A 20907-nucleotide genomic window follows, 5' to 3' on the forward strand; every position below is an offset into this window, starting at 1 on the left:
CTTCACCCAGCCTTTTTAGGGTTTCTGTTGTGTCAGACATTGCGATGCGGCTGACCATCGTGGGTTGCGGTTACGTCGGCATGGCCCTGGCTCGCGAACTGCGGCGTCATCACAGCCAGGCTCAGCTCACCCTCACGACCACCAGTGAAGAACGGCGGGGGGAGCTGGAGCCACTGGCGGAGCGGGTTCTGATCTGCAATGCGAGCAAGACCGATGAGCTTTACAAGGCGCTGATCGACGCCGACGTGGCAGTGGTCTGCCTCGGACCGAAAGGGGATCGCCAGGTGGATGCGGAGGGATACCGACAGACCTTCCTCGACAGCCTGAACTGCCTGCAGCAGCTTCTTCCAAAGCTGCCGAAGCTGAAACAGATCTCGTACACCAGCAGTTGCTCGGTCTATGGGAACGCTGATGGCGGCTGGGTCGATGAAACGACCCCGGCACAGCCTCGCGATGAGCACAGCGCCGTGCTGCTCGACGCCGAACAGTTGCTTCAGGACGCGGCAGCAATCCCAAAGAAGCGCGTCTGCATCCTGCGGCTCGCGGCACTTCACGGTCCAGGTCGCGACCTGGACCAGCGCTTCCAGGGGCTTGCCGGTCAGACGCGTGCCGGTGATGGTCAAGGCTTCACGAACTGGATCCACGTTGCGGACGCAGCAGGCGCGCTCCTCAGATCCATCGAAGAAGGCTGGTCCGGGGTTGTGAATGTCGTGAACGACGAACCGATCCGACTGGCGGATCTCGTCGATGGCGTCCTACGCAGACAGGGACTGGCCGCAATCCAATGGAGTGGTGCAACCAAGCAAGGAGGCTGCAATCGACGGATCTCCAATCACAGACTCAAGGCTCTGGGTTACGAGCTCAGACAGCCGACGATCCTGGGTCAACGTGGCGTGTTGGAGGTGAGCCAGGTTCCCTGACCTTCGCACCACTCCCGTTTCCAAAACGGAGCATCGTGCTTGAGGGCCTCCAGCAAGGCGGAACAGCAGCTTAAGGCTGCACCGCGACGATCAGCCCGTACGGCTACCAGAACGATCACCTCGCCGGGCAAAAGCCTGCCGACACGATGCAGGACGAGAGCCTGATCAGCCTGATGCACGGACAACAACGCCTTGGCTGCCTGTTCGATGCACTGCTCGCAGAGGCCGGCGTAATGCTCAACCTCAAGGGCCTGCAGGACGCGCCCATCGATCGTGGTTCCTCTCACCCGTCCAAGGAACAGTGCATCAGCAGCAGCGTCGCTGCGCCACAGGTCAAGTTCCGCCGGAGGAGAGAAACGCTGTTGACGGATCTCAACGTGCACGGCGGACGCCATTCCTTCAGCCACCGGTGAAGGGAGGGAGAAAGGCAAGCTCATCTCCAGGCTTCAGAGCATGGTCTGGTCCCACCAACTGACGGTTAACGGCAACGCTCACAGATCCGAGCGAACCGAGTTGCAGTTGATGCCAGACATCGCGCGCTGTTGTCGATCCAGGCGACAGGTCGACCTGTCGCTCACTCCAACCGGCGCGATCGCGCAAGGCAGCGAACAACAGCACCTTCAACACACGCGAAGAAACCCTCTGATCCGGTTCTAGCGTCTGAAGAACCTGCGGAGTCGCCATGGCCCTTGCCATCGCCCTTCTCACCATCTCCGACAGTCGCACCTTCAGCAACGATGTCAGTGGAGATCGTTTGCAGGAACGCTTGCTCAACGCTGGGCATCAGCTGCATCAACGCAAGATCTGCCCTGACGACCGCTACAGGATTCGCGCTGATCTCTGCCATTGGATCGCTGAACCAACGGTGGACGTGGTGATCACCTGCGGAGGGACAGGGGTGACCGGACGCGACGGAACACCAGAGGCCATTGAACCGCTGCTCGACAAAACGATCGACGGTTTCGGCGAACTGTTCCGCGTTCTGTCCTTCGAATCGATCGGCACCAGCACTCTGCAGAGCCGCTGCCTGGCTGGCGTGGCCAATGGCACCTTCGTGTTCGTCCTGCCTGGATCGGAAGACGCCGTCACGACAGCCTGGGATCGACTGATTCAGGCGCAACTGGATGAAACGACGCGACCCTGCAACCTGGCTCAACTCCGGTCCAGATTGAAGGAATCAGCACAGAACTGATCAGAACGGGATCGGCATCGTGACGGCCGCGGGTCGTGGGGCACAGCTCGGCACCTCGTGATTGATGACCTCGCCGACCAGCACAATCGAAGGGGAACGGAACCCTTGATCAACAGCCATCGAGGCAATGTACGAGAGCGGTGCTTTCAAGCATCGTTGACCTTCCACGGTGCCCTGTTGAATCACCGCCGCTGGCGTCTGCGACGAGAGACCACCAGCCATCAGCTCTTCGGCGATTCTGTGCAGGTTATGGAGACCCATGTAAATCACCAATCCGTCGCTTGCACTGGCCAGGGCTCGCCAATCGACGGATGGACGTCGCTTATCGATCTCTTCATGACCCGTCACGAAGGTGACCGAGGAACCGGCCCGACGATGGGTCACCGGAATCCCCGCGTAGGCAGGAGCTGCAATTCCGGACGTAACGCCGGGAACCACTTCCACTGGAATGCCCTGGGAAGCCAGATGCGCGGCCTCTTCTCCTCCCCGTCCGAACAGGAAGGGATCTCCTCCTTTCAGTCGGACAACATGACGATGACGTTTGGCCAGCTCAACGAGGACGGCATTGGTGCTCGGTTGCGGCACGGAATGGTGGCCTCGACGTTTTCCGACGAACTGGCGGACGCACTGGTCAGGGACGAGATCAAGCACCTCCTCGGGAACCAGGGAGTCGTAAACGACGGCATCACAGCTCTGAAGCAAGCGGTGCGCCTTAACCGTCAGCAGCTCAGGATCCCCTGGTCCGGCTCCCACCAGATAAACGGTTCCGATCAACGACTGATTCACGGCAGTGCTGCTAACAGATCGATCAGCCCATCACGCAGCAAAGGGCGTTCCAGCAACGGCGCTGTGACAGAGGGTGGAGTCATCTCCGCAGACATTCTGTTCGGAGCCAGAACCAATGGAAACGGGCTGGCATCAGGATGGCGAGCCCTGTAATCCGGCCAGTCATCAAACGACGTCATTGGGCAGCCAAGACGGCGTGACAGCGACCAGAGGAAGCGATCTGCAACTCCAGAACGAAGCTGATGGTGAATCAGGGTGGTGTTGGGCCCGAATCGAGCCTGCTCAAGATCCTGCGATACCAATGTCCACCAGGCCGGCCAGGCACCCAGGAAGGGGAGAAGGGTCACACGGGAGTAGCTCTGAATCAATCGACGCCGAATCGCCGGAAGATCGAGCAGCACATGGGTTCCCGGGAACAGGAGCAGAGGGATTAACCAGAGCGAATTTGAAGACGCAGCCGGATGGTGCTCAGCCGTCAGAACTTCCAGATCAACCGGTGCCTTGCGTCGACGTTGCAGACGATCGACAAAATCAGTGACACAGGCCGGAACCAGACCCTGAGGGCGCCCATGCACTACGAGACGGATCGCATCATGACCGGACCACGCGTCACAACGGAGAAGCTCCCAAGGATTCTGTGGCGACTCAGCGAGAGACATCGTCAATCAATTGACTGATCGAGAAACGATTCCAAAGCACAGAGATCTCATCCAACACTACTCCGGAGCCGGGTTGTCATTCATCGGCGCTCGCCTCATGAAAGGGTGCCAAGAAGTTGTACTAATATGGGAAGGGCGTTCAAACCTTCGTGAAACGCTGATTCAGCACTGCGACGGAGCACAGATTCAGTCAATCCAGCGCAGGGCTAGAACCACTCAACATGCCATCGAACAATCCTTCGTCCAAAGTTTATTTGGAAGGGAAAAAGCTGAATAAAATTGAACAACAAAAAGCCGAAAAAGATGGTTTAGACATTGGTTCTGAACTGGACCATTTCGCCAAGATTGGCTGGGAAAAAATGGATAAGACAGATTTGGAACTCAGATTGAAATGGTACGGAATGTTTTGGAGACCCAAAACTCCCGGCAAATTCATGATGAGGCTGCGGATACCGAATGGGATCCTCAACGCTCAACAAACAAGAGTCATCGCGACCATTGTTGAGCGCTATGGAGATAGCGGAAGCTGCGATATCACAACCAGGCAGAACCTACAACTCAGGGGAGTCCTGATCAATGACCTTCCAAACATTATTCAACAGCTCAAGAGCGTTGGTCTACACACACTTCAATCCGGATTCGACAATCCAAGAAACGTCACTGGAAATCCATTGGCTGGCATCGACCCAAAAGAAATTATAGATACACGCCCCTTCACAATAGAACTTCAAGACTTTTTAACCAACAAAGGGGAGGGGAATCACGAATTTTCCAATTTGCCGCGCAAATGGAACACGGCCGTCGCAGGAGCAAAAGACAATTTTCTACTCCACAATGATATTGTTTTTCATCCAGTGGAAAACAATGGAACACTTGGGTTTGGCGTTTGGATTGGAGGAATTCTTTCTCCGCAGATGAATTCCTATGCAGTCCCGCTGAATGCCTGGATTCCTCAAGAAGACATCTGCAGAATGACTGATTGTGTGATCCGAGTTTGGCGCGACAACGGCGAACGAAACGTGCGCACAAAAGGGCGATTCAGATTTTATATGGAAGCCATCGGTCTGGAGAACGTTCGCCAACAGATTGAAGAGATGTATGGCCCTTTAACACCAGACCCTGGCTCAATTTTTAATGAACAGCCGAGAATCCATTATGGCATCCACGAACAAAAGCAGAAAGATCTTTACTACGTCGGGTTGCATGTTCCTGTTGGACGGTTAACAGCTGAAGACCTGCACGATCTCGCTACAGCAGCCAGTACCTATGGGGATGGTGAACTACGCCTCACCGAAGACCAGAATTTGATTCTTGCCAATATCAAGCAGGAACATCTTGACAATCTGAAGAAGGATCCCCTGTTGAAACGCTTCCCAAGAGATCCCGGAACTGTGGCCTCTGGAACAGTGTCATGCACTGGCAGCGCTTACTGCAGCTTCGCCATGGTCAATACAAAAGATCGAGCCAGAACAATTGCCGAGGAACTCGACCAAGAACTCCATCTTCCCGAAGAAGTGAAGATTCACTGGACGGGATGTCCCAACACATGCGGCCAGGCCTTCATGGGAGCCATTGGTCTCACAGGTAAAAAAGCCAAAAACAGTGAGGGCGTCACAGGCGAGGGATTCCAGATCACCGTTGGCGGCTCTCAAGGGCCTGATCCAAGTGTTGGGGATATCTACATGAAGACAGTTCCTGCCGAAGAGGTGAAATCTGTCATCAAAGACCTGTTAATTGAAAGATTTGGAGCAACCAGCAAACGCTAAAATGGCTGTCAACAATCAATATGATTCTGTCCTATCGTCAGAAGCAGAAATCTGGGATCAGCTTCATACAAAACGGCGTAAGCCCATGGCTCCAGAGTGGCTTTATGAGCACTACTCAGTTGATAGCAGTCGAGAACTAAAACTGATCATCTGTGAACAATTAGGCCATCAAGGGAGTGAAGGATGGCAGCAAATAAAAACATTAATCAAATGCCACGGTGTGCAACATGAATTCATTCATGCTGCGGGCCTTTGCCACCAGAAAGAGGCTTTCCGGTGGCTTCTCTCCCTGATGGCAGATCAACAGGAACACATTGATTATGGGAATCTTGCGGAGGCACTAGCGTGTTGGGGAGCCGAAATTCCAGAACAAATATTAATTGGGTGCATTTTGCACCACAGCCAAAAGGTTCAACTTTCAGGTTTAGCGATGCTGAACTTTCGATCCTATCGACTATCAGCAAAAGAACTGTTGAATTACTGCGACATGGCTCTTCAAAGAAATATTGATTCAATCAACCTGGAAGTCATCCGCATCTTGCAAAGAAGAGACGAAGATCAAATTTCAGAACGATTATACAAACTTTGCACTGAAGGTTCCGATGCTACGTCATTGTCCGCCCTCAAAGCATTGGGCTGCATGAACAGTACAACAAGTCGACAATGCCTCAAACGGCTGACCGAGACGCTGAGTGAACGACACAAAAGAGAATTGGCCGTGAAACAGTTATCGCAACAGTGTGTGTCCATGCACCAGGACTGATCAAGACAACCATTTCGATCAAGCTTGCAGGCAGGTTGCGTCAGTGAACATTAGATCAGACAAATTAACCGCAGCCAGACAAGCGATTAAAGTTTGATATTAAAAAAACAAGGCGGCAATAGCTGCAGGAACCAGTCAGGGACTTGATCAACATTCATCTTGAGCAACTCTTGCAATCATCACATTGATTGCAACATCCATCACAAAACTGATGCGGTCACGATCAATAACCACCCACTAATTGCTGTAAACCAATGCCAAGATACGTCGCTTCTTTAAAGAGTTGCTGAGTCGCATCGCGATCATCAAGCTCAAGAGCCTTCTGGTAACGCTTTCTGAGTGACTGAAGAATCGCAACATCGCGCTGGGTGACGATGTTCATGGGCGCCAGGACGGAGAGCCATAGTGTATCAGTTGATACGTATTTTGCCTTGGAGCTCCCAAGCCCGATCTCGTGATCGCTAAAACCCACCGCCGATAACGACACGCCTGAAGACACGGCAAACCACGCCTCTGGAAGAGACCAACAAACGACTGAACCAATGAATTCACTGGCCATCAGAACAAGCGCCAAAATTGCCGAACTTAAAAGTGCAGCAAAAAACATCTCAAACAAGAGCTTCACCTGCTAGCCAGCAGCCAAACAACAATTCTTTAAAAACGTCATCGACACCCAATCAACCGTAAAGCATTGACCACTACTCTTTGAGAATTCGAAGCGTCAAATCAAAGCTGCTCTCTTCATCAATAGATTTTTATATTGCAGAACATTATTGATTTCAAGATTGTCTACCGCTCTACGGCGCATTCATGGGGTGATCTAGTGTCAATGGTGCTTGAATCCACCAACTCTCTTTTGAGCAGGTCCCATCGTGATTCTGCCTTGTCGGTTGGTTCCGGATGATCCAGTGACCAGACCTTCAACCGCTAAATCCACACGATTCAAGACCTACCTGCAGAAGGTTGGCAGTGGAGAACACACGAGCCAGGGCATGAGCCGTGAGGAAGCGGCTGACGCCATGGCCCTGATGCTGCATCAGGACGCAACTCCTGCGCAGATCGGCGCATTCCTGATTGCTCATCGCATTCGTCGTCCAGAACCCCAGGAACTCGCAGGCATGCTCGACACCTATCGAGAGCTTGGCCCTGTCCTGAAATCACCGAAGAACGCCATTGCCCCGATCTGCTTCGGGATGCCCTTCGACGGACGGACACGCACCGCACCGATTTACCCACTCACTGTGCTCGTGCTCCTGGCTGCTCTTCAGCCCGTGGTGCTTCAGGGCGGAGACAGGATGCCGATCAAATACGGGGTCACAACCATTGAATTGTTCAAGGCTCTTGGCCTCGATCTCTCCGGATTGCATCTGAGATCCGTAGAGGAAGGATTCAAGCGCCACGGATTCGCACTCATCCACCAGCCTGAACACTTCCCGATCGCTGAAAGCCTGGTCGGTTATCGGGAAGAACTCGGAAAACGTCCTCCGGTGGCGAGCCTTGAATTGCTGTGGACTCCTCATCAGGGTCCACACATTCTTGTCAGCGGTTTTGTTCATCCACCAACCGAAAGTCGTGCCTGGGATGCCCTGCGTCAGGCGGGCGAAACGGATCTCGTGACCGTTAAGGGCCTCGAAGGTGGCACCGACCTTCCCATCGGACGGGCTTGCATCACGGCGACGATGAAGGAAGGACGTGTCGAACGTCTGATCCTTCATCCACGAGACCACGGTTGTCATGCCAAAGACGTGGAATGGCAAGACCTGGACACCTGGACCGTTCAGGCGCGTCAGGCACTGGGCAATCAAGGTCCGCTCAGCACTGCACTGCGCTGGAACGCCGGCAGCTATCTCTGGTTCTGCGGCATGGCGGATGACATTCAGGCAGGGCTGAAACAAGCCGAGGCTCTGCTTGAAGGAGGTGCCGCACTCTCAATCCTGCATCAACTGTGCACATGGCGCAGTGAGAACGCCATCTGGTAACGCTCAAACGGAACGCCTGCAATGGTGATGTGCTCAGGAGCGATCAGACGCCACCCCCGTTTTTCAAGCAACGGTCGACTGAGCTGACTGGCCTCGGTGGTAAGAGAATCAATTGGCTCGGATGCTGCCTCAGCTTCCAGCCGATCCAGAAGGGTCGTGGCATGCCCACGCCCGGACGCCCGGCCGCGGCAATACAACAGGGCGAGACGATTGGACGGATAGCGGATCGCGAATGCATCTCCATTACCGCTGATCCATCCGGAACCCTCCGCAAACGTTCGATCCAGAACACCAGGAAGCCAGGCCAGTGAAGCCCAGGCGCGCACCTGAGCTGGTGAGTAGGAACCGGGTGCCTGAGTCTCAACGGCATCGGCGTAGATCTCACGCAACAGAGCATGATCCCGCTCATGAATCGGACGCAGGGTCATGGTCATGGGCTTGTGGGAGTGTGAGTGTCCCCAAACAGCCAGATGCCGTGAAGCGCTTTCGGATACCAATCCTTCTGAGCGCCTTCCTGACCCTGCTGAACGATCGCTTGAGCGAAAGCATCGTTTTTCCGCTGCTTCCATTTCTCCTGGCGCAGTTTGCTCCTGACGGTCGGACCCTTGGACTGCTGGCCGGTAGCTATGCCCTGGCCCAGTTCCTGGTGACCCCTCTGATCGGCACACTCAGCGATCGTCACGGTCGACGACCGGTGATTGCCATCTGCGTCTGCGGATCGATTGTCGGACTTGGGATCTTCGCCACCACCGTGAGCCTGCCCTGGCCGGAGGCGGCCCCGTTTCCACTGCTGCTTCTCTTCGTTGCACGCATCATCGACGGCATCAGCGGCGGCACCGCAGCCACGGCTGGCGCAGTGCTGGCCGACATCAGTCCTCCGGATCGTCGGGCACGGGCCTTCGGGCTGATCGGGGTCGCGTTCGGACTTGGCTTCATTCTTGGACCTGGCCTCGGTGGCTGGTTGGCGACCTTCAACATCGCTCTACCGGTCTGGGTCGCCACTGGCTTTGCTGTGCTGAACCTGCTCGTCGTGCTGACGATGCTGCCGGAGACCCATCCTCCGGAGGCACGGCCGACATCTATGCAGCAAGAAACCGCTGTCCAGCAAGAAACAGCCATGCAGCAAGAAACAGCCATGGAACAGCGGGAGCTCAACCCTTTCGCGAGGATTGGAAGCCTGATGAGCACAGACAGCATCGGTCGCCTCTCTGCCGGTTTCTTCCTGTTCTTCCTGGCTTTCAACGGCTTCACGGCCATTTTGATTCTCTATTTCAAACAGACATTTGCGTGGGGACCGGAGCTCGCCACAACAGCATTTCTGATTGTCGGACTCGTGGCCACGCTGGTTCAGGGCGTTCTGATCGGACCGCTCGTGAAACACTTCGGTGAGTGGCGCCTCACGTTGGCTGGATTGGGACTGGTGATCGCGGGATGTCTCTTGATCCCGGCGATCGGAAGCGCCAACCGCATCAGCAGCGTCTATGTTGCCGTCGGGATGCTGGCATTTGGAACAGGACTGGTCACCCCGAGTCTGCGCAGCCTGGTTTCGAGACGTCTGGGCGACAGCGGTCAAGGCGCCGCACTAGGAAGTCTGCAATCGCTTCAAAGCCTTGGAAGCTTCCTGGGTCCTCCATTGGCAGGCCTGAGCTATGACGTCCTGGGTCCAGCCAGCCCATTTGCAGGAGCTGCCTTCCTGCTCGTCATCGTGATTGCCATAGTCGCAAACAGTTGCACCCGCGTGTGATTGCTACCTTTCTGAGGGCGATGCCACCGCATTTGCAGCCATCATGCCCACTGAGGTTCTGTCTCCCGATCGCTACATCAACCGTGAGCTGAGCTGGATCTCCTTCAACGAGCGGGTGTTGTCTCAGGCCTTCGACAAGCGCACACCTTTACTGGATCAGGCGAAATTCAGCGCCATTTTCAGCAACAATCTCGATGAATTTTTCATGGTGAGGGTGGCCTCACTGAAATCACAGGTTGAAGCAGGCATCACCAGCCCAAGCGAAGACGGCAAAACACCTCTGGAGCAATTGCTCACCATCAGGGAACGGCTGATCCCCCTGTTGCAGCGACAACAGAAGCATTACAGCCAAAGCCTCAGGTCAGACCTGCACAGCCACGGTGTTCAACTGCTTGATTACGAGCAGTTGAATGATGCACAACGCCAATGGATTGACGAGTACTTCAGAACGTCAGTGTTTCCGGTCTTGACACCGCTGGCGGTTGACCCGGCACACCCGTTTCCATTCGTCAGCAATCTGAGCCTCAACGTCGCAGCCGTGATCAGGGATCCGGAAACCGATCATCGACAATTCGCAAGAGTGAAGGTGCCCCAGAAAAACCTTCCTCGTTTCGTTGCGATACCAAAAGAGCTCAGTTCGTCAGAGCCAACCCCGATCCACACCGCAACCCCACTGGAGCAGTTGATCGCGTTCAACCTTGGCGAGTTGTTCCCGGGGATGACGATTGAGGGGCACTATTTCTTCCGGGTGACACGGGACGCCGATCTGGAATTAAGGGATCTTGAGGCGGATGATCTGATGCTTGCCCTTGAACAGGGACTGCGTAAACGACGGGTTGGCGGAGAGGTTGTGCGGCTTGAGGTGCCAAGTGAGATGCCGGACAACGTCGTCGACATGCTGATGACAGGCCTGGCCGTCGAAGAAGAGGACCTTTATCGAATCGACGGGCCCCTCGGCTTGGATGACCTGTTTGGGCTGATTGGTTTGCCTTTGTCTCACCTCAAGGAAAAGGCCCATAAAGGATCAACCCCAGCAATTCTTGCAAGAACCCAACAGCATCTGGTTGAGGAAGGGTCAATCAAACCGGAGGAATTCGAGAGCATCTTTTCCATCATGAGACAACAGGACATCCTGTTGCATCATCCCTATGAACTCTTCTCAACATCCGTTGAGGAGTTCATCAACCAGGCAGCCGATGATCCGCAGGTGATGGGAATCAAAATGACCCTTTACCGGACATCAAAGGATTCGCCAATCATCGATGCCTTGATCCGGGCATCAGAGAACGGAAAACAAGTGATGGCACTGGTGGAGCTGAAAGCGCGGTTTGACGAGGACAACAATATCCAGTGGGCTCGGCATCTTGAACGATCTGGTGTCCATGTAATCTATGGCGTTCTAGGGTTAAAAACACACACAAAAATCGTGCTGGTCGTTCGCAAAGAACGTGAAAGATTGCAAAGCTATGTACACATCGGCACTGGCAATTACAACTCAAAAACCTCGAAGCTCTACACGGACCTTGGCCTGCTCTCGGCTCGACCTGAGCTGGGGCAAGACCTCGTGGAACTATTCAACTATCTGACAGGATTCTCCAAACAGCAAAGTTTCCGAAAACTTCTTGTCGCTCCAGTGACCCTCCGCAAGGGAATGGAATCTCTGATCAGACGAGAGATCGAACATGCCCGTGAAGGACGCCAAGGTCAGATCCGAGCCAAGATGAATTCGCTTGTCGATCCAGAGATCATCAGCTTGTTGTATGAAGCCTCAAACGCCGGCGTCAAAATCGATCTTATTATCCGAGGGATGTGCAGCCTGTACCCAGGACGCGACAACCTCAGTGAAAATATCAACGTCGTGAGCATCATCGGACAATTTCTAGAGCACTCCAGGATTTTCTGGTTTGGCAATGGAGGGTCCCCTGAGGCCTATATCGGCAGTGCCGACTGGATGCCGAGAAATCTGGATCGTCGGATTGAAGCTGTCACACCGGTTGAATCACCCGAGCTTCGCAAAAAACTGGAGCAGCTTCTCGAGCTCTACCTTCGGGACAACCGCGGCGCCTGGGACATGAAGAGTGACGGCAGCTTTGTACAGAGACATCCAGAAGACTGCGAAGAGCGGAATTCTCAGATTCAACTGATCGATTTGTGGGCCAAAGGTTGTCCTATATCTTGATTTTTCGACATGAAGTAATTAAAAGGAATTGTCAGGATTGCTACATCATTCAAAGGTGATTCGATCAACGACTGATTTCGAATGCCCCATTGAATTGACTGCGAAGCTCGCGTGATGAGCTCCTGAATGTTTTCGGTTTCATCACGGTTACAACGGTTCTTCGGTGCTAAATTCAGCCCAAATTCATTTAGGAGACCAGGGTGATGGGGATCCCTCTGGAGTCCTCTGATTCGGCTGCGAAGTCGAACCGGAGACAACCTGCGCTGCCGGCTTCGGTACGGCGTTCATCTGGACGTTCGGGTGGTCGTCTCGCGACCGATTCGATCGGCTTCTATCTCAGCAGCATTGGGCGCATCCCATTGCTGACTGCAGCTGAAGAAATCGAGCTTGCCCATCACGTGCAGGCTATGAAACAACTTCAGGAGTTGGCTTCACAGGAGTTGACCGCCCGTCAGAAACATCAGATCCGCATGGGTAAACGCGCCCGGGATCGAATGATGGCCGCGAACCTTCGACTCGTCGTCAGCGTTGCCAAAAAGTACCAAAATCAAGGCCTGGAGCTTCTCGATCTCGTTCAGGAAGGGGCGATTGGTCTTGAACGCGCAGTCGACAAATTCGATCCAGCCATGGGATATAAGTTCTCAACTTACGCCTACTGGTGGATCCGGCAGGGAATGACCCGGGCGATTGACAACAGCGCTCGAACCATCCGATTGCCGATTCATATCAGTGAAAAACTGTCCAAGATGCGTCGCATCTCCCGGGAACTTTCCCATCGCTTCGGACGCCAGCCCAACCGGCTCGAACTCGCCAGTGCCATGGGCATTGAACCCCGTGAGCTAGAGGATCTGATTTCACAGAGCGCTCCCTGCGCCTCCCTCGACGCCCATGCCCGTGGCGAAGAAGACCGCAGCACATTGGGCGAACTCATTCCAGACCCCAACGGTGATGAACCGATGGAGGGGATGGATCGCAGCATCCAGAAGGAGCATTTGGGCGGATGGCTGTCACAACTCAATGAACGGGAACAGAAAATCCTGCGACTTCGCTTTGGATTGGATGGAGAAGAGCCACTGACCCTTGCCGAGATCGGTCGCCAGATCAATGTCTCCCGCGAAAGAGTCCGACAGCTCGAAGCCAAAGCCATCCTGAAACTGAGAAACATGACCAACCAACAGCAGGCTGCCTGAGCCAGCCTTGACAATCGCAGAACAATTTGCGGCGCTCGGTCTCATCGTCGGGCTGTTGGCGCTCTTCGCCACTTGGACCCGTTCCCAATGGCCTGAAGCCAAGGAATTATCCCGAAAGGTGATCCACATCGGCTGTGGACTCCTTCTTCCTCTGTCCTGGTATCTGGGCCTTCCCAAAAACCTGGCGCTCGCAGCAGCAGCCGTTGCAACAGTCATCGTTTGCATCAACCATCGAACACGCTGGTTGGCGTTGATTGAGGATGTGGAACGCAAGACCTACGGAACAATCCTTTACTGCCTCTCCATCTGTTGTTTGATCATTTTTTTCTGGAATTCTTATCCGAGCGCCATGCTTTCAGGTGCCTTGGTCATGGCCATATCTGATGGTTCAGCCAGTTTGCTGGGACGATTGATCCCATCGCCAAAGTGGGAACTCTATGGCCAAACAAAATCCATGGCAGGAACATCGGCCATGTTGCTGTCGACGCTGGGAATTATCTCTGTTGTTCAATGGTCAATGGGCTCAGGTTTGTCAGTAGCGCAAATCCTGTTCGTTAGTATTTTCGTTACGGGATTGGAACAACTGAGTAGCTACGGACTTGATAATTTAAGTGTTCCGCTAGCAACAGCATCCCTGATCAGCCTGGTCAGCGAATCACTGAAAGCAACTTAACATTCGAAAACTGTCCCCCTGAAAACATTGCTGTAACGCTGCAAAATATCAGGCTGAGCATTGACTAACCTCTCAAGCTCTTTGTATCGTTCGCGGACAAAAGCCTGACCTTTAACAATCTCATCACCAACATCGCACTGATTAACAAACTCGTCAAAACCTCTCTGATAACGACTGCTTCTTCGACTCTTAATCTTAAACTCAATTGGATCTCCGATTGTACGATTTGACTCTTTGTATGCAATAAATCCAGAACGATTATCCTTGATCGGAGCATCATTGGAACGATGCTTGCGACCACGCATCAGACTGGCGCAGTATTCATCATGACTGCGAAAAATCCTATGGTAAATGAACCATGGCTCCATCTGACCGATCGATTGCAGTCGATAATCTCGGCCGACGCGTTTCCCTAAACCAGAGTATTGAATTGGCAAGCCACTACTTATGCAGGCCTTAATCTTTGCAGGATAACGCTTAATCCCACTGAAATTATGAACAACTGGCATGCCAATTTTTGATCTTAGTCGCCCAATAGACTTTAAGATAGCCATTTTTTGCAACATTTGAGACTCACAGAAAAACCGTGAAAAGGGTTCGGCCTTTGAAGGAAGATCTGAATACCAAAGATTCGATAAAACATCAAATTCTCCAGCAGATCTCAACAATGAGCTGATGGTTTGACCGAACTCAGCCGAAACAAGATATTCATCTATATCTAAAAATGCAAGATGGGAAAAGTGTTTTTTTCGACGCTCTGTAGACCAAGCGAAGCGGTAGATAATCTGTTGAAATGAGGATTTAGCACGAATACTGGTCGCCATCAAGCTATCTGCATTATAAAAATTGACGTTCTTGAATTTAGAACCAATCAGACGCATCAATCGATAACTATTGTCCGTAATACCGTTCAAATAGATATCAATTTCATCGATTCCAAGGCTCAAATGATGATAAATCCACTCCGCTAGATAGGCCGCTTCATCCTTGGCAATGGCCACCAATTTAATTGAAGCCATTGAAAAAATACTGTTATTGACAACTTATCATATGGCGTAAGCGGATCCATGATCAGGGAAGCCATCAATCGATGCCAGGGATCAAAGCCGATCAACAATCAAGATGGTGCAATCAAACGCATGATAAAGTTGTAACACTAAAGTTTTTAATGATGCAAAAAACAACCCTGCCGAAGGTGTTTGTTATTGGACATCACAAAATTGCCACAAGAAGTATTCACCAGCTTTTTAAGGTCGACGGTTACAAGTCCATCCATTGGAAGGGTGGTCGCATCGCGGAGACCATGCTCAAAAACATGAGAATGTCCCAGCCCTTGTTGAAGGGCATCGAGAGCGCGTGCGTTTACTCGGACATGGAATATCTCCATGACGACGGAGAATTCTTTTACGGGCACCGACTGTTCCCGATTCTCGACCTTCAATATCCTGGATCAATCTTCATATTCAATACTCGAAATTTAGATTCCTGGATCAAGTCCCAGCTGGCCCATAAATCAAAAAAATCTGGCTTGTACGTGAGACGAATCAGGAAGGGCCTGAAAACCATTTACCCCGGTCGCAAAATCAAAAACCGTGATGTGATCAAAATGTGGCGTCGCACTTGGCAACAACACGAGGATGAAGTAAACCGATACTTTTCAGGCAAAAGTAATCTGCTGAGAGTCAACATTGAAAGTGTTGAGAGCAAGAAGCAGCTCATCAGCTCCCTGAGAACTTTCGGCTATGAACTCACGAGTGACGATCTGCCCTATGTCGGAGCCACCCCGAAGAAAAGAAAGATCTCAAGCCGTCACGGCAAGTCCGCGGACTGAACCGGCCAGCTCTGTCAAGAGCAGGCGTGTGGTTTCAATGCTGATGCACGCATCCGTGATGCTCTGGCCGTAAGAAAGCTGTGAGAGATCAGAGGTCAATGTCTGATTGCCTTCCACGAGATGACTTTCAAGCATCACCCCCATCAATGACCTCGACCCGTCTCTGACCTGCTCTGCAACAGCTTTCAACACATCAGCCTGACGCCGGTAATCCTTGTTGGAGTTGCCGTGGCTGCAATCCACCATCAATCGATCCGGTAAGCCGGCTGCCGCCAATTCACCGGATGCCGCCTGAACGGCTTCGTGGTGATAGTTGGTCCCCCTGTTTCCGCCTCGCAACACCAGGTGGCCATCCGGATTGCCAGTGGTGCTGACGATCGATGCGTGCCCTTCATGGTTGATTCCCAGGAAGTGGTGCGGCTTGGATGCCGCCTGCATCGCATTGATCGCGATCGTGGCACTGCCATCCGTACTGTTTTTGTAACCGATCGGCATGGAGAGCCCAGACGCCATCTCTCGATGGGTCTGGCTTTCCGTGGTGCGAGCTCCGATCGCTGTCCAGCTGATCAAATCCGCGATGTACTGCGGCACGACTGGGTCCAACAATTCCGTGGCCGCCGGCATTCCCTCCCTGGCCAGATCAAGCAGCAGTCCTCGGGCGCGGCGCAGCCCGGTGTTGATGTCGTAGGAGCCATCCAGATGGGGGTCATTGATCAGCCCCTTCCAGCCAACGGTTGTGCGGGGTTTCTCGAAATACACCCTCATCACGATTTCCAACTCAGCGGCATGCCGTTCCCGAATCGGTGCCAAATGCCTGGCGTACTCCCGCGCCGCATCAACGTCGTGAACGGAACATGGGCCGACAATCACAAGCAGACGCTGGTCCTCGCCACGCAGGATCGCCCGGATGCGCCGTCTGGACGCGGCAACGGTCTCCGTGGCCAGGGCATCAATCGGCAGATCACAGTGAAGCAGGGCCGGTGCGACCAACGGTCGCGTTTCCACCACATGGAGGTCGGAGGTGGTGGCCATTGAGCAAAGGAAAGACATCTCAAGGCTACGCACCCCCGCACGCTGGACCCAGACCATGCCATTCAGGACCGTGCCGATGAAGAATGGTTTTCTGTTCCGTTGATATCCCGTCGTCATGCTCAGCGCCTACCGCAAGCTGGCCGCCGCCCGGGAAGCCCAGGGTGTACCTGCACTTCCGCTCAACGCCGAGCAGACCCAGGGACTGACGGAACTGCTGCAGAACCCTCCCGCTGGCGAAGAGGCGTTCCTGCTGCACCTCCTCAGCGAACGGATCCCCCCGGGTGTGGATGAAGCCGCCTACGTGAAGGCCACCTGGCTCAGCGCCGTGGCCCAGGGAGACGCCAACAGTCCCCTGGTGTCAGCGCTGGAGGCCACGCGTCTGCTGGGAACGATGGTAGGGGGATACAACGTCGCTGCCCTGATCGAGCTGCTGAAGCACTCCGACGCTGCACTGGCCGGCTGCGCTGCGGAGGGACTCAGCCGAACCCTGCTCGTCTACGACGCGTTCAACGAAGTGATGGATCTGACGGCGGACAACCGCTTTGCCCAACAGGTCGTGGACAGCTGGGCCGCAGCCGAGTGGTTCACCTGCAAGCCAGAACTGGCCGACAGCATCACCGTGACGGTGTTCAAGGTCGAGGGCGAAACCAACACCGACGATCTCTCGCCGGCCACCCACGCCACCACCAGGCCGGACATCCCCCTCCATGCCCTGGCGATGCTTGAAACCCGGGATCCAGAGGGCCTGAAGACCATCGCAACCCTGAGAGAAAAAGGCCATCCCGTGGCCTACGTCGGCGACGTGGTGGGTACCGGCAGCTCCCGCAAGAGCGCCATCAATTCGGTGCTCTGGCATACCGGCAATGACATCCCCCATGTGCCCAACAAACGGGCGGGCGGCGTGATTCTTGGAGGCAAGATCGCCCCGATCTTCTTCAACACAGCAGAAGATTCCGGAGCTCTGCCGCTCGAATGCGATGTCACCGAACTGAACACCGGTGATGTCATCACCATCCGACCCCATGCCGGCACGATCGAACGCGACGGCACTGTGATGAGTCGATTCGAGCTCAAGCCCACCACCATCGGCGATGAAGTACGGGCCGGCGGACGCATCCCCCTGATGATCGGTCGCGCTCTCACAGACAAGGTGCGCGCCAAGCTTGGCCTCTCCCCTTCGGATCTGTTCATCCGCCCCTCAGCACCGGCGGACACCGGCAGGGGATTCACCCTGGCTCAGAAGATGGTGGGCAAGGCCTGCGGCCTCGCCGGAGTGCAACCCGGCACCAGCTGCGAGCCGCTGATGACCACCGTCGGCTCCCAGGACACCACCGGCCCGATGACGCGTGATGAAATGAAGGAACTGGCCTGCCTCGGCTTCTCCTCCGATCTGGTGATGCAGAGCTTCTGCCACACGGCCGCCTATCCGAAGCCGGTGGATCTGCAGACCCAGAAGGAGCTGCCCGACTTCTTCGCCCAGCGCGGTGGCGTGGCCCTGCGACCCGGTGACGGCATCATCCACAGCTGGCTGAACCGCATGCTTCTGCCCGACACCGTCGGTACCGGCGGCGACAGCCACACCCGCTTCCCCCTCGGCATTTCCTTTCCCGGCGGGTCCGGTGTGGTGGCCTTTGCGGCCGCCATCGGCGCCATGCCGCTGGACATGCCGGAATCGGTGCTGGTGCGCTTCAGCGGATCCCTGCAACCCAGCGTCACGCTCCGGGACGTGGTGAATGCCATCCCCTGGGTGGCCATCCAGCGGGGACTGCTCACTGTTGAAAAGGCCAACAAGAAGAACCTGTTCAACGGCCGGATCATGGAGATCGAAGGTCTGCCCGACCTGAAGCTGGAACAGGCCTTCGAACTCACCGATGCCAGCGCCGAGCGCTCCTGCGCCGGCTGCACGATCAAGCTCTCCGAAGACACGGTGAGCGAATACCTGCGCAGCAACGTGGCACTGCTCAAGAACATGATCGCCCGCGGCTACAGCGATGCCCGCACCCTGGCCCGCCGGATCAAGGAGATGGAGGCCTGGCTGGCGAACCCGCAGCTGATGAGCGCCGACGCTGACGCTGAGTACGCGGAAATGCTGGAGATCAACCTCGACGACCTCACCGAACCGGTGGTGGCCTGCCCCAATGACCCCGACAACGTGAAGTTGCTCAGCGAGGTGGCCGGTGATCCGGTGCAGGAGGTGTTCATCGGCTCCTGCATGACCAACATCGGCCACTACCGTGCCGCGGCCAAGGTGCTGGAGGGCGCCGGTCAGAACACGGCGCGCCTCTGGGTCTGTCCCCCCACCCGCATGGATGAGGAGACATTGAAAGCCGAGGGCTACTACGCCACCTTCGAGGCCGCCGGGTCCCGCATGGAGATGCCCGGCTGCTCCCTCTGCATGGGCAATCAGGCCCGCGTGGAGGACAACACCACGGTGTTCTCCACGAGCACCCGCAACTTCAACAACCGCCTTGGCAAAGGTGCTCAGGTGTACCTGGGCAGCGCCGAACTGGCCGCCGTCTGCGCCCAGCTGGGTCGCATCCCCACCCCCGAGGAGTACCGCAGCATCGCGGCGGAGAAGATCGATCCACTCTCCGACGAGCTCTACCGCTATCTGAACTTCGATCAGATCAACGGCTTTGAAGACCAGGGGCGGGTGGTCAGTGCCGATGACGAAGCAACCGTTCTGGCTCAGGCCTGATCCCGGATCACCTCATCTGTGCCAACACTGAGCGAACCCAAACAACGGCGCCACCATCTCGGCTCGAGCAGAAGCATCCGAAACCTTCTCGAGCGCCGCTGGCTGGTGGTCGTTCTTGCGCTGGCACTCACGGGTCTGGGTGCCGCGATCACCGGGATGCTGTTCAAAGGCGGCATCAATCTCCTTCGCGATTGGCGCCTGGCCCTGCTGGATGATTTCCCCGCATGGCTGGTCCTGCCGGCACTCGGAGCCTTTGGAGGACTGCTGTCCGGCTGGTTGGTGACGAACTTCGCCCCAGCGGCAGGTGGCGCTGGCGTGACCCACATCATGGGATTTCTGCGCCACCGCTCGGTACCCATGGGGTTGCGGGTGGGGCTCATCAAACTGATCGCTGGAATCATCGCGATCGGCTGCGGTTTTCCGCTGGGACCTGAGGGCCCCGCCGTCCAGATGGGAGGCTCTGTGGCCTGGCAGATGTCCCGCTGGTTGAAGGCCCCTGTGGCATTTCGGCGCGTGATCGTGGCCGCTGGCGGTGGCGCCGGAATCGCTGCTGTTTTCAGTGCGCCGATCGGTGGCTTTGTCTACGCCATCGAAGAGCTGCTCCACTCGGCCAGACCGGTGGTGTTGCTGCTGGTGATCATCACCACCTTCTCCGCCGATACCTGGGCGGATGTGATCGGCTTCCTGGGACTCAACCCCGGCAGCAGTGGGCTGCATCGAACCCTGGGTTTTCAGCTGGAACGCGAATTCACACCGACGGTCGACTTTCTGCCGATCGATCTCGCCTATCTGATCGCACTTGGGGCCGTCATCGGCCTTCTGGCTGAGCTCTACTGCCGATATGTGCTTGTGATGCAGCGCCAGGGCAATCGCTGGTTCGGCAACCGACTGATTCTTCGCATGACCCTGTGCGGGTTGATTCTGGGCGGCAGCTACGCGCTCATGCCGGAGATCTTCCACAACACCACCGAATTAAAGGTGTTGATCGCTGAGGGGGATGCGGGGATCCCTCTGGCACTGGGGGGATTTGTGGTGATGTTCTTCAGCACTGGGCTGGCCGCGGCTTCCGGGGCACCTGGGGGATTGTTCATGCCGATGCTCACCCTTGGTGGCGCCATCGGTCTGGCCTGTGGTGGCTGGGTGGAAGCGCTCACAGGTCATGTTCCCAGCACCTATGTCTTCGCCGGCATGGGAGCGTTCGTCGCGGGTTGTTCACGAACACCCATCTCAGCGATGTTCCTGGCCTTCGCGCTCACAAAGGATCTGCTCATCCTGAAACCGATCCTGGTGGCCTGCCTGATGAGCTTCGTCGTCGCCAGGCTGTTTCATCCACACTCGATCTACGAGCGTCAGATGGGAATGGAACTGGAGGTTGAACAGGCGCTGCAGGTGAGGCTGGAGCGACATCGGCGCCCGTTCACGCCTCCACCACTGCCGGAGAGCGGGCGAGACGGAGTCAACCTCTGAACCAGGAAACACTGCTGTTCGATCCGGC

Annotated in this window: 20 protein-coding genes; 12 read left to right on the plus strand and 8 right to left on the minus strand. The window is 55.3% G+C overall.

Features of this window, described 5'->3' with window-relative positions; translation table 11 throughout:
• Positions 1-44 precede the first annotated feature (44 nt).
• Positions 45-920, plus strand: coding sequence for an NAD-dependent epimerase/dehydratase family protein (locus KR100_RS00580; RefSeq protein WP_038542349.1), 876 nt, complete (start codon positions 45-47; stop codon positions 918-920).
• On the opposite strand, the gene KR100_RS00585 is transcribed toward KR100_RS00580, so the two are convergent.
• Together KR100_RS00585 and KR100_RS00590 are read right to left on the minus strand one after the other, a co-directional pair.
• Complete coding sequence (locus tag KR100_RS00585; RefSeq protein WP_239420358.1) at positions 884-1357, minus strand: molybdenum cofactor biosynthesis protein MoaE; 474 nt, start codon at positions 1355-1357, stop codon at positions 884-886. The two genes, KR100_RS00580 and KR100_RS00585, sit on opposite strands and share 37 nt — an antisense overlap.
• A complete protein-coding gene (locus KR100_RS00590; RefSeq protein WP_051847250.1) occupies positions 1320-1604 on the minus strand; it encodes a MoaD/ThiS family protein in 285 nt (94 codons plus the stop codon). The genes KR100_RS00585 and KR100_RS00590 overlap by 38 nt, the downstream gene beginning before the upstream one ends.
• Here KR100_RS00590 and moaB point away from each other — a divergent pair.
• Complete coding sequence (gene moaB / locus KR100_RS00595; protein ID WP_038542351.1) at positions 1603-2112, plus strand: molybdenum cofactor biosynthesis protein B; 510 nt, start codon at positions 1603-1605, stop codon at positions 2110-2112. The two genes, KR100_RS00590 and moaB, sit on opposite strands and share 2 nt — an antisense overlap.
• On the opposite strand, the gene cobA is transcribed toward moaB, so the two are convergent.
• Complete coding sequence (gene cobA, locus KR100_RS00600; protein WP_038542353.1) at positions 2113-2898, minus strand: uroporphyrinogen-III C-methyltransferase; 786 nt, start codon at positions 2896-2898, stop codon at positions 2113-2115.
• Positions 2895-3557: a hypothetical protein gene (locus KR100_RS00605; RefSeq protein WP_038542355.1), complete on the minus strand. Its 663-nt coding sequence runs from the start codon at positions 3555-3557 to the stop codon at positions 2895-2897. The genes cobA and KR100_RS00605 overlap by 4 nt, the downstream gene beginning before the upstream one ends.
• Positions 3558-3778: 221 nt before the next feature.
• Between KR100_RS00605 and KR100_RS00610 the strand changes: the two genes are divergently transcribed.
• The gene (locus tag KR100_RS00610) at positions 3779-5323 is read left to right on the plus strand and encodes a ferredoxin--nitrite reductase (RefSeq protein ID WP_038542357.1); all 1545 of its coding nucleotides are present in this window, start codon (positions 3779-3781) and stop codon (positions 5321-5323) included.
• Position 5324: 1 nt separating this feature from the next.
• Positions 5325-6086: a hypothetical protein gene (locus tag KR100_RS00615; RefSeq protein WP_051847251.1), complete on the plus strand. Its 762-nt coding sequence runs from the start codon at positions 5325-5327 to the stop codon at positions 6084-6086.
• A gap of 223 nt (positions 6087-6309) precedes the next feature.
• On the opposite strand, the gene KR100_RS00620 is transcribed toward KR100_RS00615, so the two are convergent.
• Positions 6310-6693 carry a hypothetical protein gene (locus tag KR100_RS00620; RefSeq protein WP_162176433.1) on the minus strand — a complete coding sequence of 128 codons (384 nt, stop codon included), beginning with the start codon at positions 6691-6693 and terminating at the stop codon, positions 6310-6312.
• A 301-nt stretch (positions 6694-6994) separates the two neighbouring features.
• Between KR100_RS00620 and KR100_RS00625 the strand changes: the two genes are divergently transcribed.
• Positions 6995-8065, plus strand: coding sequence for an anthranilate phosphoribosyltransferase family protein (locus tag KR100_RS00625; RefSeq protein WP_038547512.1), 1071 nt, complete (start codon positions 6995-6997; stop codon positions 8063-8065).
• Here the strand turns inward: KR100_RS00625 and KR100_RS00630 are convergent.
• Positions 8026-8493, minus strand: a complete 468-nt coding sequence (locus KR100_RS00630; protein ID WP_038547515.1) for a GNAT family N-acetyltransferase — start codon at positions 8491-8493, stop codon at positions 8026-8028. The two genes, KR100_RS00625 and KR100_RS00630, sit on opposite strands and share 40 nt — an antisense overlap.
• 20 nt (positions 8494-8513) lie before the next feature.
• Here KR100_RS00630 and KR100_RS00635 point away from each other — a divergent pair, with 20 nt between their 5' ends.
• The 4 genes from KR100_RS00635 to KR100_RS00650 all read left to right on the plus strand — a co-directional run bounded on the left by KR100_RS00635 (position 8514) and on the right by KR100_RS00650 (position 13851).
• Positions 8514-9809, plus strand: coding sequence for an MFS transporter (locus KR100_RS00635; RefSeq protein WP_369793812.1), 1296 nt, complete (start codon positions 8514-8516; stop codon positions 9807-9809).
• A 43-nt stretch (positions 9810-9852) separates the two neighbouring features.
• Positions 9853-11988 (plus strand): polyphosphate kinase 1, encoded by a 2136-nt coding sequence (gene ppk1 / locus KR100_RS00640; RefSeq protein WP_038542361.1) that lies wholly within the window; start codon positions 9853-9855, stop codon positions 11986-11988.
• Positions 11989-12191: 203 nt separating this feature from the next.
• Positions 12192-13178, plus strand: a complete 987-nt coding sequence (locus KR100_RS00645) for an RpoD/SigA family RNA polymerase sigma factor (protein ID WP_038542363.1) — start codon at positions 12192-12194, stop codon at positions 13176-13178.
• 7 nt (positions 13179-13185) lie between these two features.
• The gene (locus KR100_RS00650; protein ID WP_051847252.1) at positions 13186-13851 is read left to right on the plus strand and encodes a diacylglycerol/polyprenol kinase family protein; all 666 of its coding nucleotides are present in this window, start codon (positions 13186-13188) and stop codon (positions 13849-13851) included.
• Here the strand turns inward: KR100_RS00650 and KR100_RS00655 are convergent.
• Positions 13848-14852, minus strand: a complete 1005-nt coding sequence (locus KR100_RS00655; protein WP_162176446.1) for a glycosyltransferase family 2 protein — start codon at positions 14850-14852, stop codon at positions 13848-13850. The two genes, KR100_RS00650 and KR100_RS00655, sit on opposite strands and share 4 nt — an antisense overlap.
• A gap of 89 nt (positions 14853-14941) precedes the next feature.
• Between KR100_RS00655 and KR100_RS14305 the strand changes: the two genes are divergently transcribed.
• Positions 14942-15682, plus strand: coding sequence for a hypothetical protein (locus tag KR100_RS14305; protein ID WP_156097832.1), 741 nt, complete (start codon positions 14942-14944; stop codon positions 15680-15682).
• Here KR100_RS14305 and KR100_RS00665 read toward each other — a convergent pair.
• Positions 15653-16714, minus strand: a complete 1062-nt coding sequence (locus KR100_RS00665) for a 3-deoxy-7-phosphoheptulonate synthase (RefSeq protein ID WP_038547527.1) — start codon at positions 16712-16714, stop codon at positions 15653-15655. The two genes, KR100_RS14305 and KR100_RS00665, sit on opposite strands and share 30 nt — an antisense overlap.
• A 115-nt stretch (positions 16715-16829) precedes the next feature.
• On the opposite strand from KR100_RS00665, the gene acnB reads away from it, so the two are divergent.
• Complete coding sequence (gene acnB / locus KR100_RS00670) at positions 16830-19412, plus strand: bifunctional aconitate hydratase 2/2-methylisocitrate dehydratase (protein WP_038542367.1); 2583 nt, start codon at positions 16830-16832, stop codon at positions 19410-19412.
• Positions 19413-19430: 18 nt separating this feature from the next.
• Positions 19431-20879, plus strand: coding sequence for a ClC family H(+)/Cl(-) exchange transporter (locus KR100_RS00675; RefSeq protein WP_038542369.1), 1449 nt, complete (start codon positions 19431-19433; stop codon positions 20877-20879).
• The last annotated feature ends 28 nt before the right edge of the window (positions 20880-20907 follow it).

Origin of the sequence: Synechococcus sp. KORDI-100 (assembly GCF_000737535.1) — a bacterium.
In the GTDB taxonomy this organism is placed as follows: Bacteria; Cyanobacteriota; Cyanobacteriia; order PCC-6307; family Cyanobiaceae; genus Parasynechococcus.

Bases quoted from the DNA above. Each gene is read 5' to 3' on its own strand.
- KR100_RS00580 (WP_038542349.1), top strand. From the start codon at position 45: ATGCGGCTGACCATCGTGGGTTGCGGTTACGTCGGCATGGCCCTGGCT.
- KR100_RS00585 (WP_239420358.1), bottom strand. From the start codon at position 1,357: ATGAGCTTGCCTTTCTCCCTCCCTTCACCGGTGGCTGAAGGAATGGCG.
- moaB (WP_038542351.1), top strand. From the start codon at position 1,603: ATGGCCCTTGCCATCGCCCTTCTCACCATCTCCGACAGTCGCACCTTC.
- KR100_RS00590 (WP_051847250.1), bottom strand. From the start codon at position 1,604: ATGGCGACTCCGCAGGTTCTTCAGACGCTAGAACCGGATCAGAGGGTT.
- KR100_RS00605 (WP_038542355.1), bottom strand. From the start codon at position 3,557: ATGTCTCTCGCTGAGTCGCCACAGAATCCTTGGGAGCTTCTCCGTTGT.
- KR100_RS00610 (WP_038542357.1), top strand. From the start codon at position 3,779: ATGCCATCGAACAATCCTTCGTCCAAAGTTTATTTGGAAGGGAAAAAG.
- KR100_RS00615 (WP_051847251.1), top strand. From the start codon at position 5,325: ATGGCTGTCAACAATCAATATGATTCTGTCCTATCGTCAGAAGCAGAA.
- KR100_RS00620 (WP_162176433.1), bottom strand. From the start codon at position 6,693: ATGTTTTTTGCTGCACTTTTAAGTTCGGCAATTTTGGCGCTTGTTCTG.
- KR100_RS00630 (WP_038547515.1), bottom strand. From the start codon at position 8,493: ATGACCCTGCGTCCGATTCATGAGCGGGATCATGCTCTGTTGCGTGAG.
- ppk1 (WP_038542361.1), top strand. From the start codon at position 9,853: ATGCCCACTGAGGTTCTGTCTCCCGATCGCTACATCAACCGTGAGCTG.
- KR100_RS00645 (WP_038542363.1), top strand. From the start codon at position 12,192: ATGGGGATCCCTCTGGAGTCCTCTGATTCGGCTGCGAAGTCGAACCGG.
- KR100_RS14305 (WP_156097832.1), top strand. From the start codon at position 14,942: ATGCCAGGGATCAAAGCCGATCAACAATCAAGATGGTGCAATCAAACG.
- KR100_RS00665 (WP_038547527.1), bottom strand. From the start codon at position 16,714: ATGGCCACCACCTCCGACCTCCATGTGGTGGAAACGCGACCGTTGGTC.
- acnB (WP_038542367.1), top strand. From the start codon at position 16,830: ATGCTCAGCGCCTACCGCAAGCTGGCCGCCGCCCGGGAAGCCCAGGGT.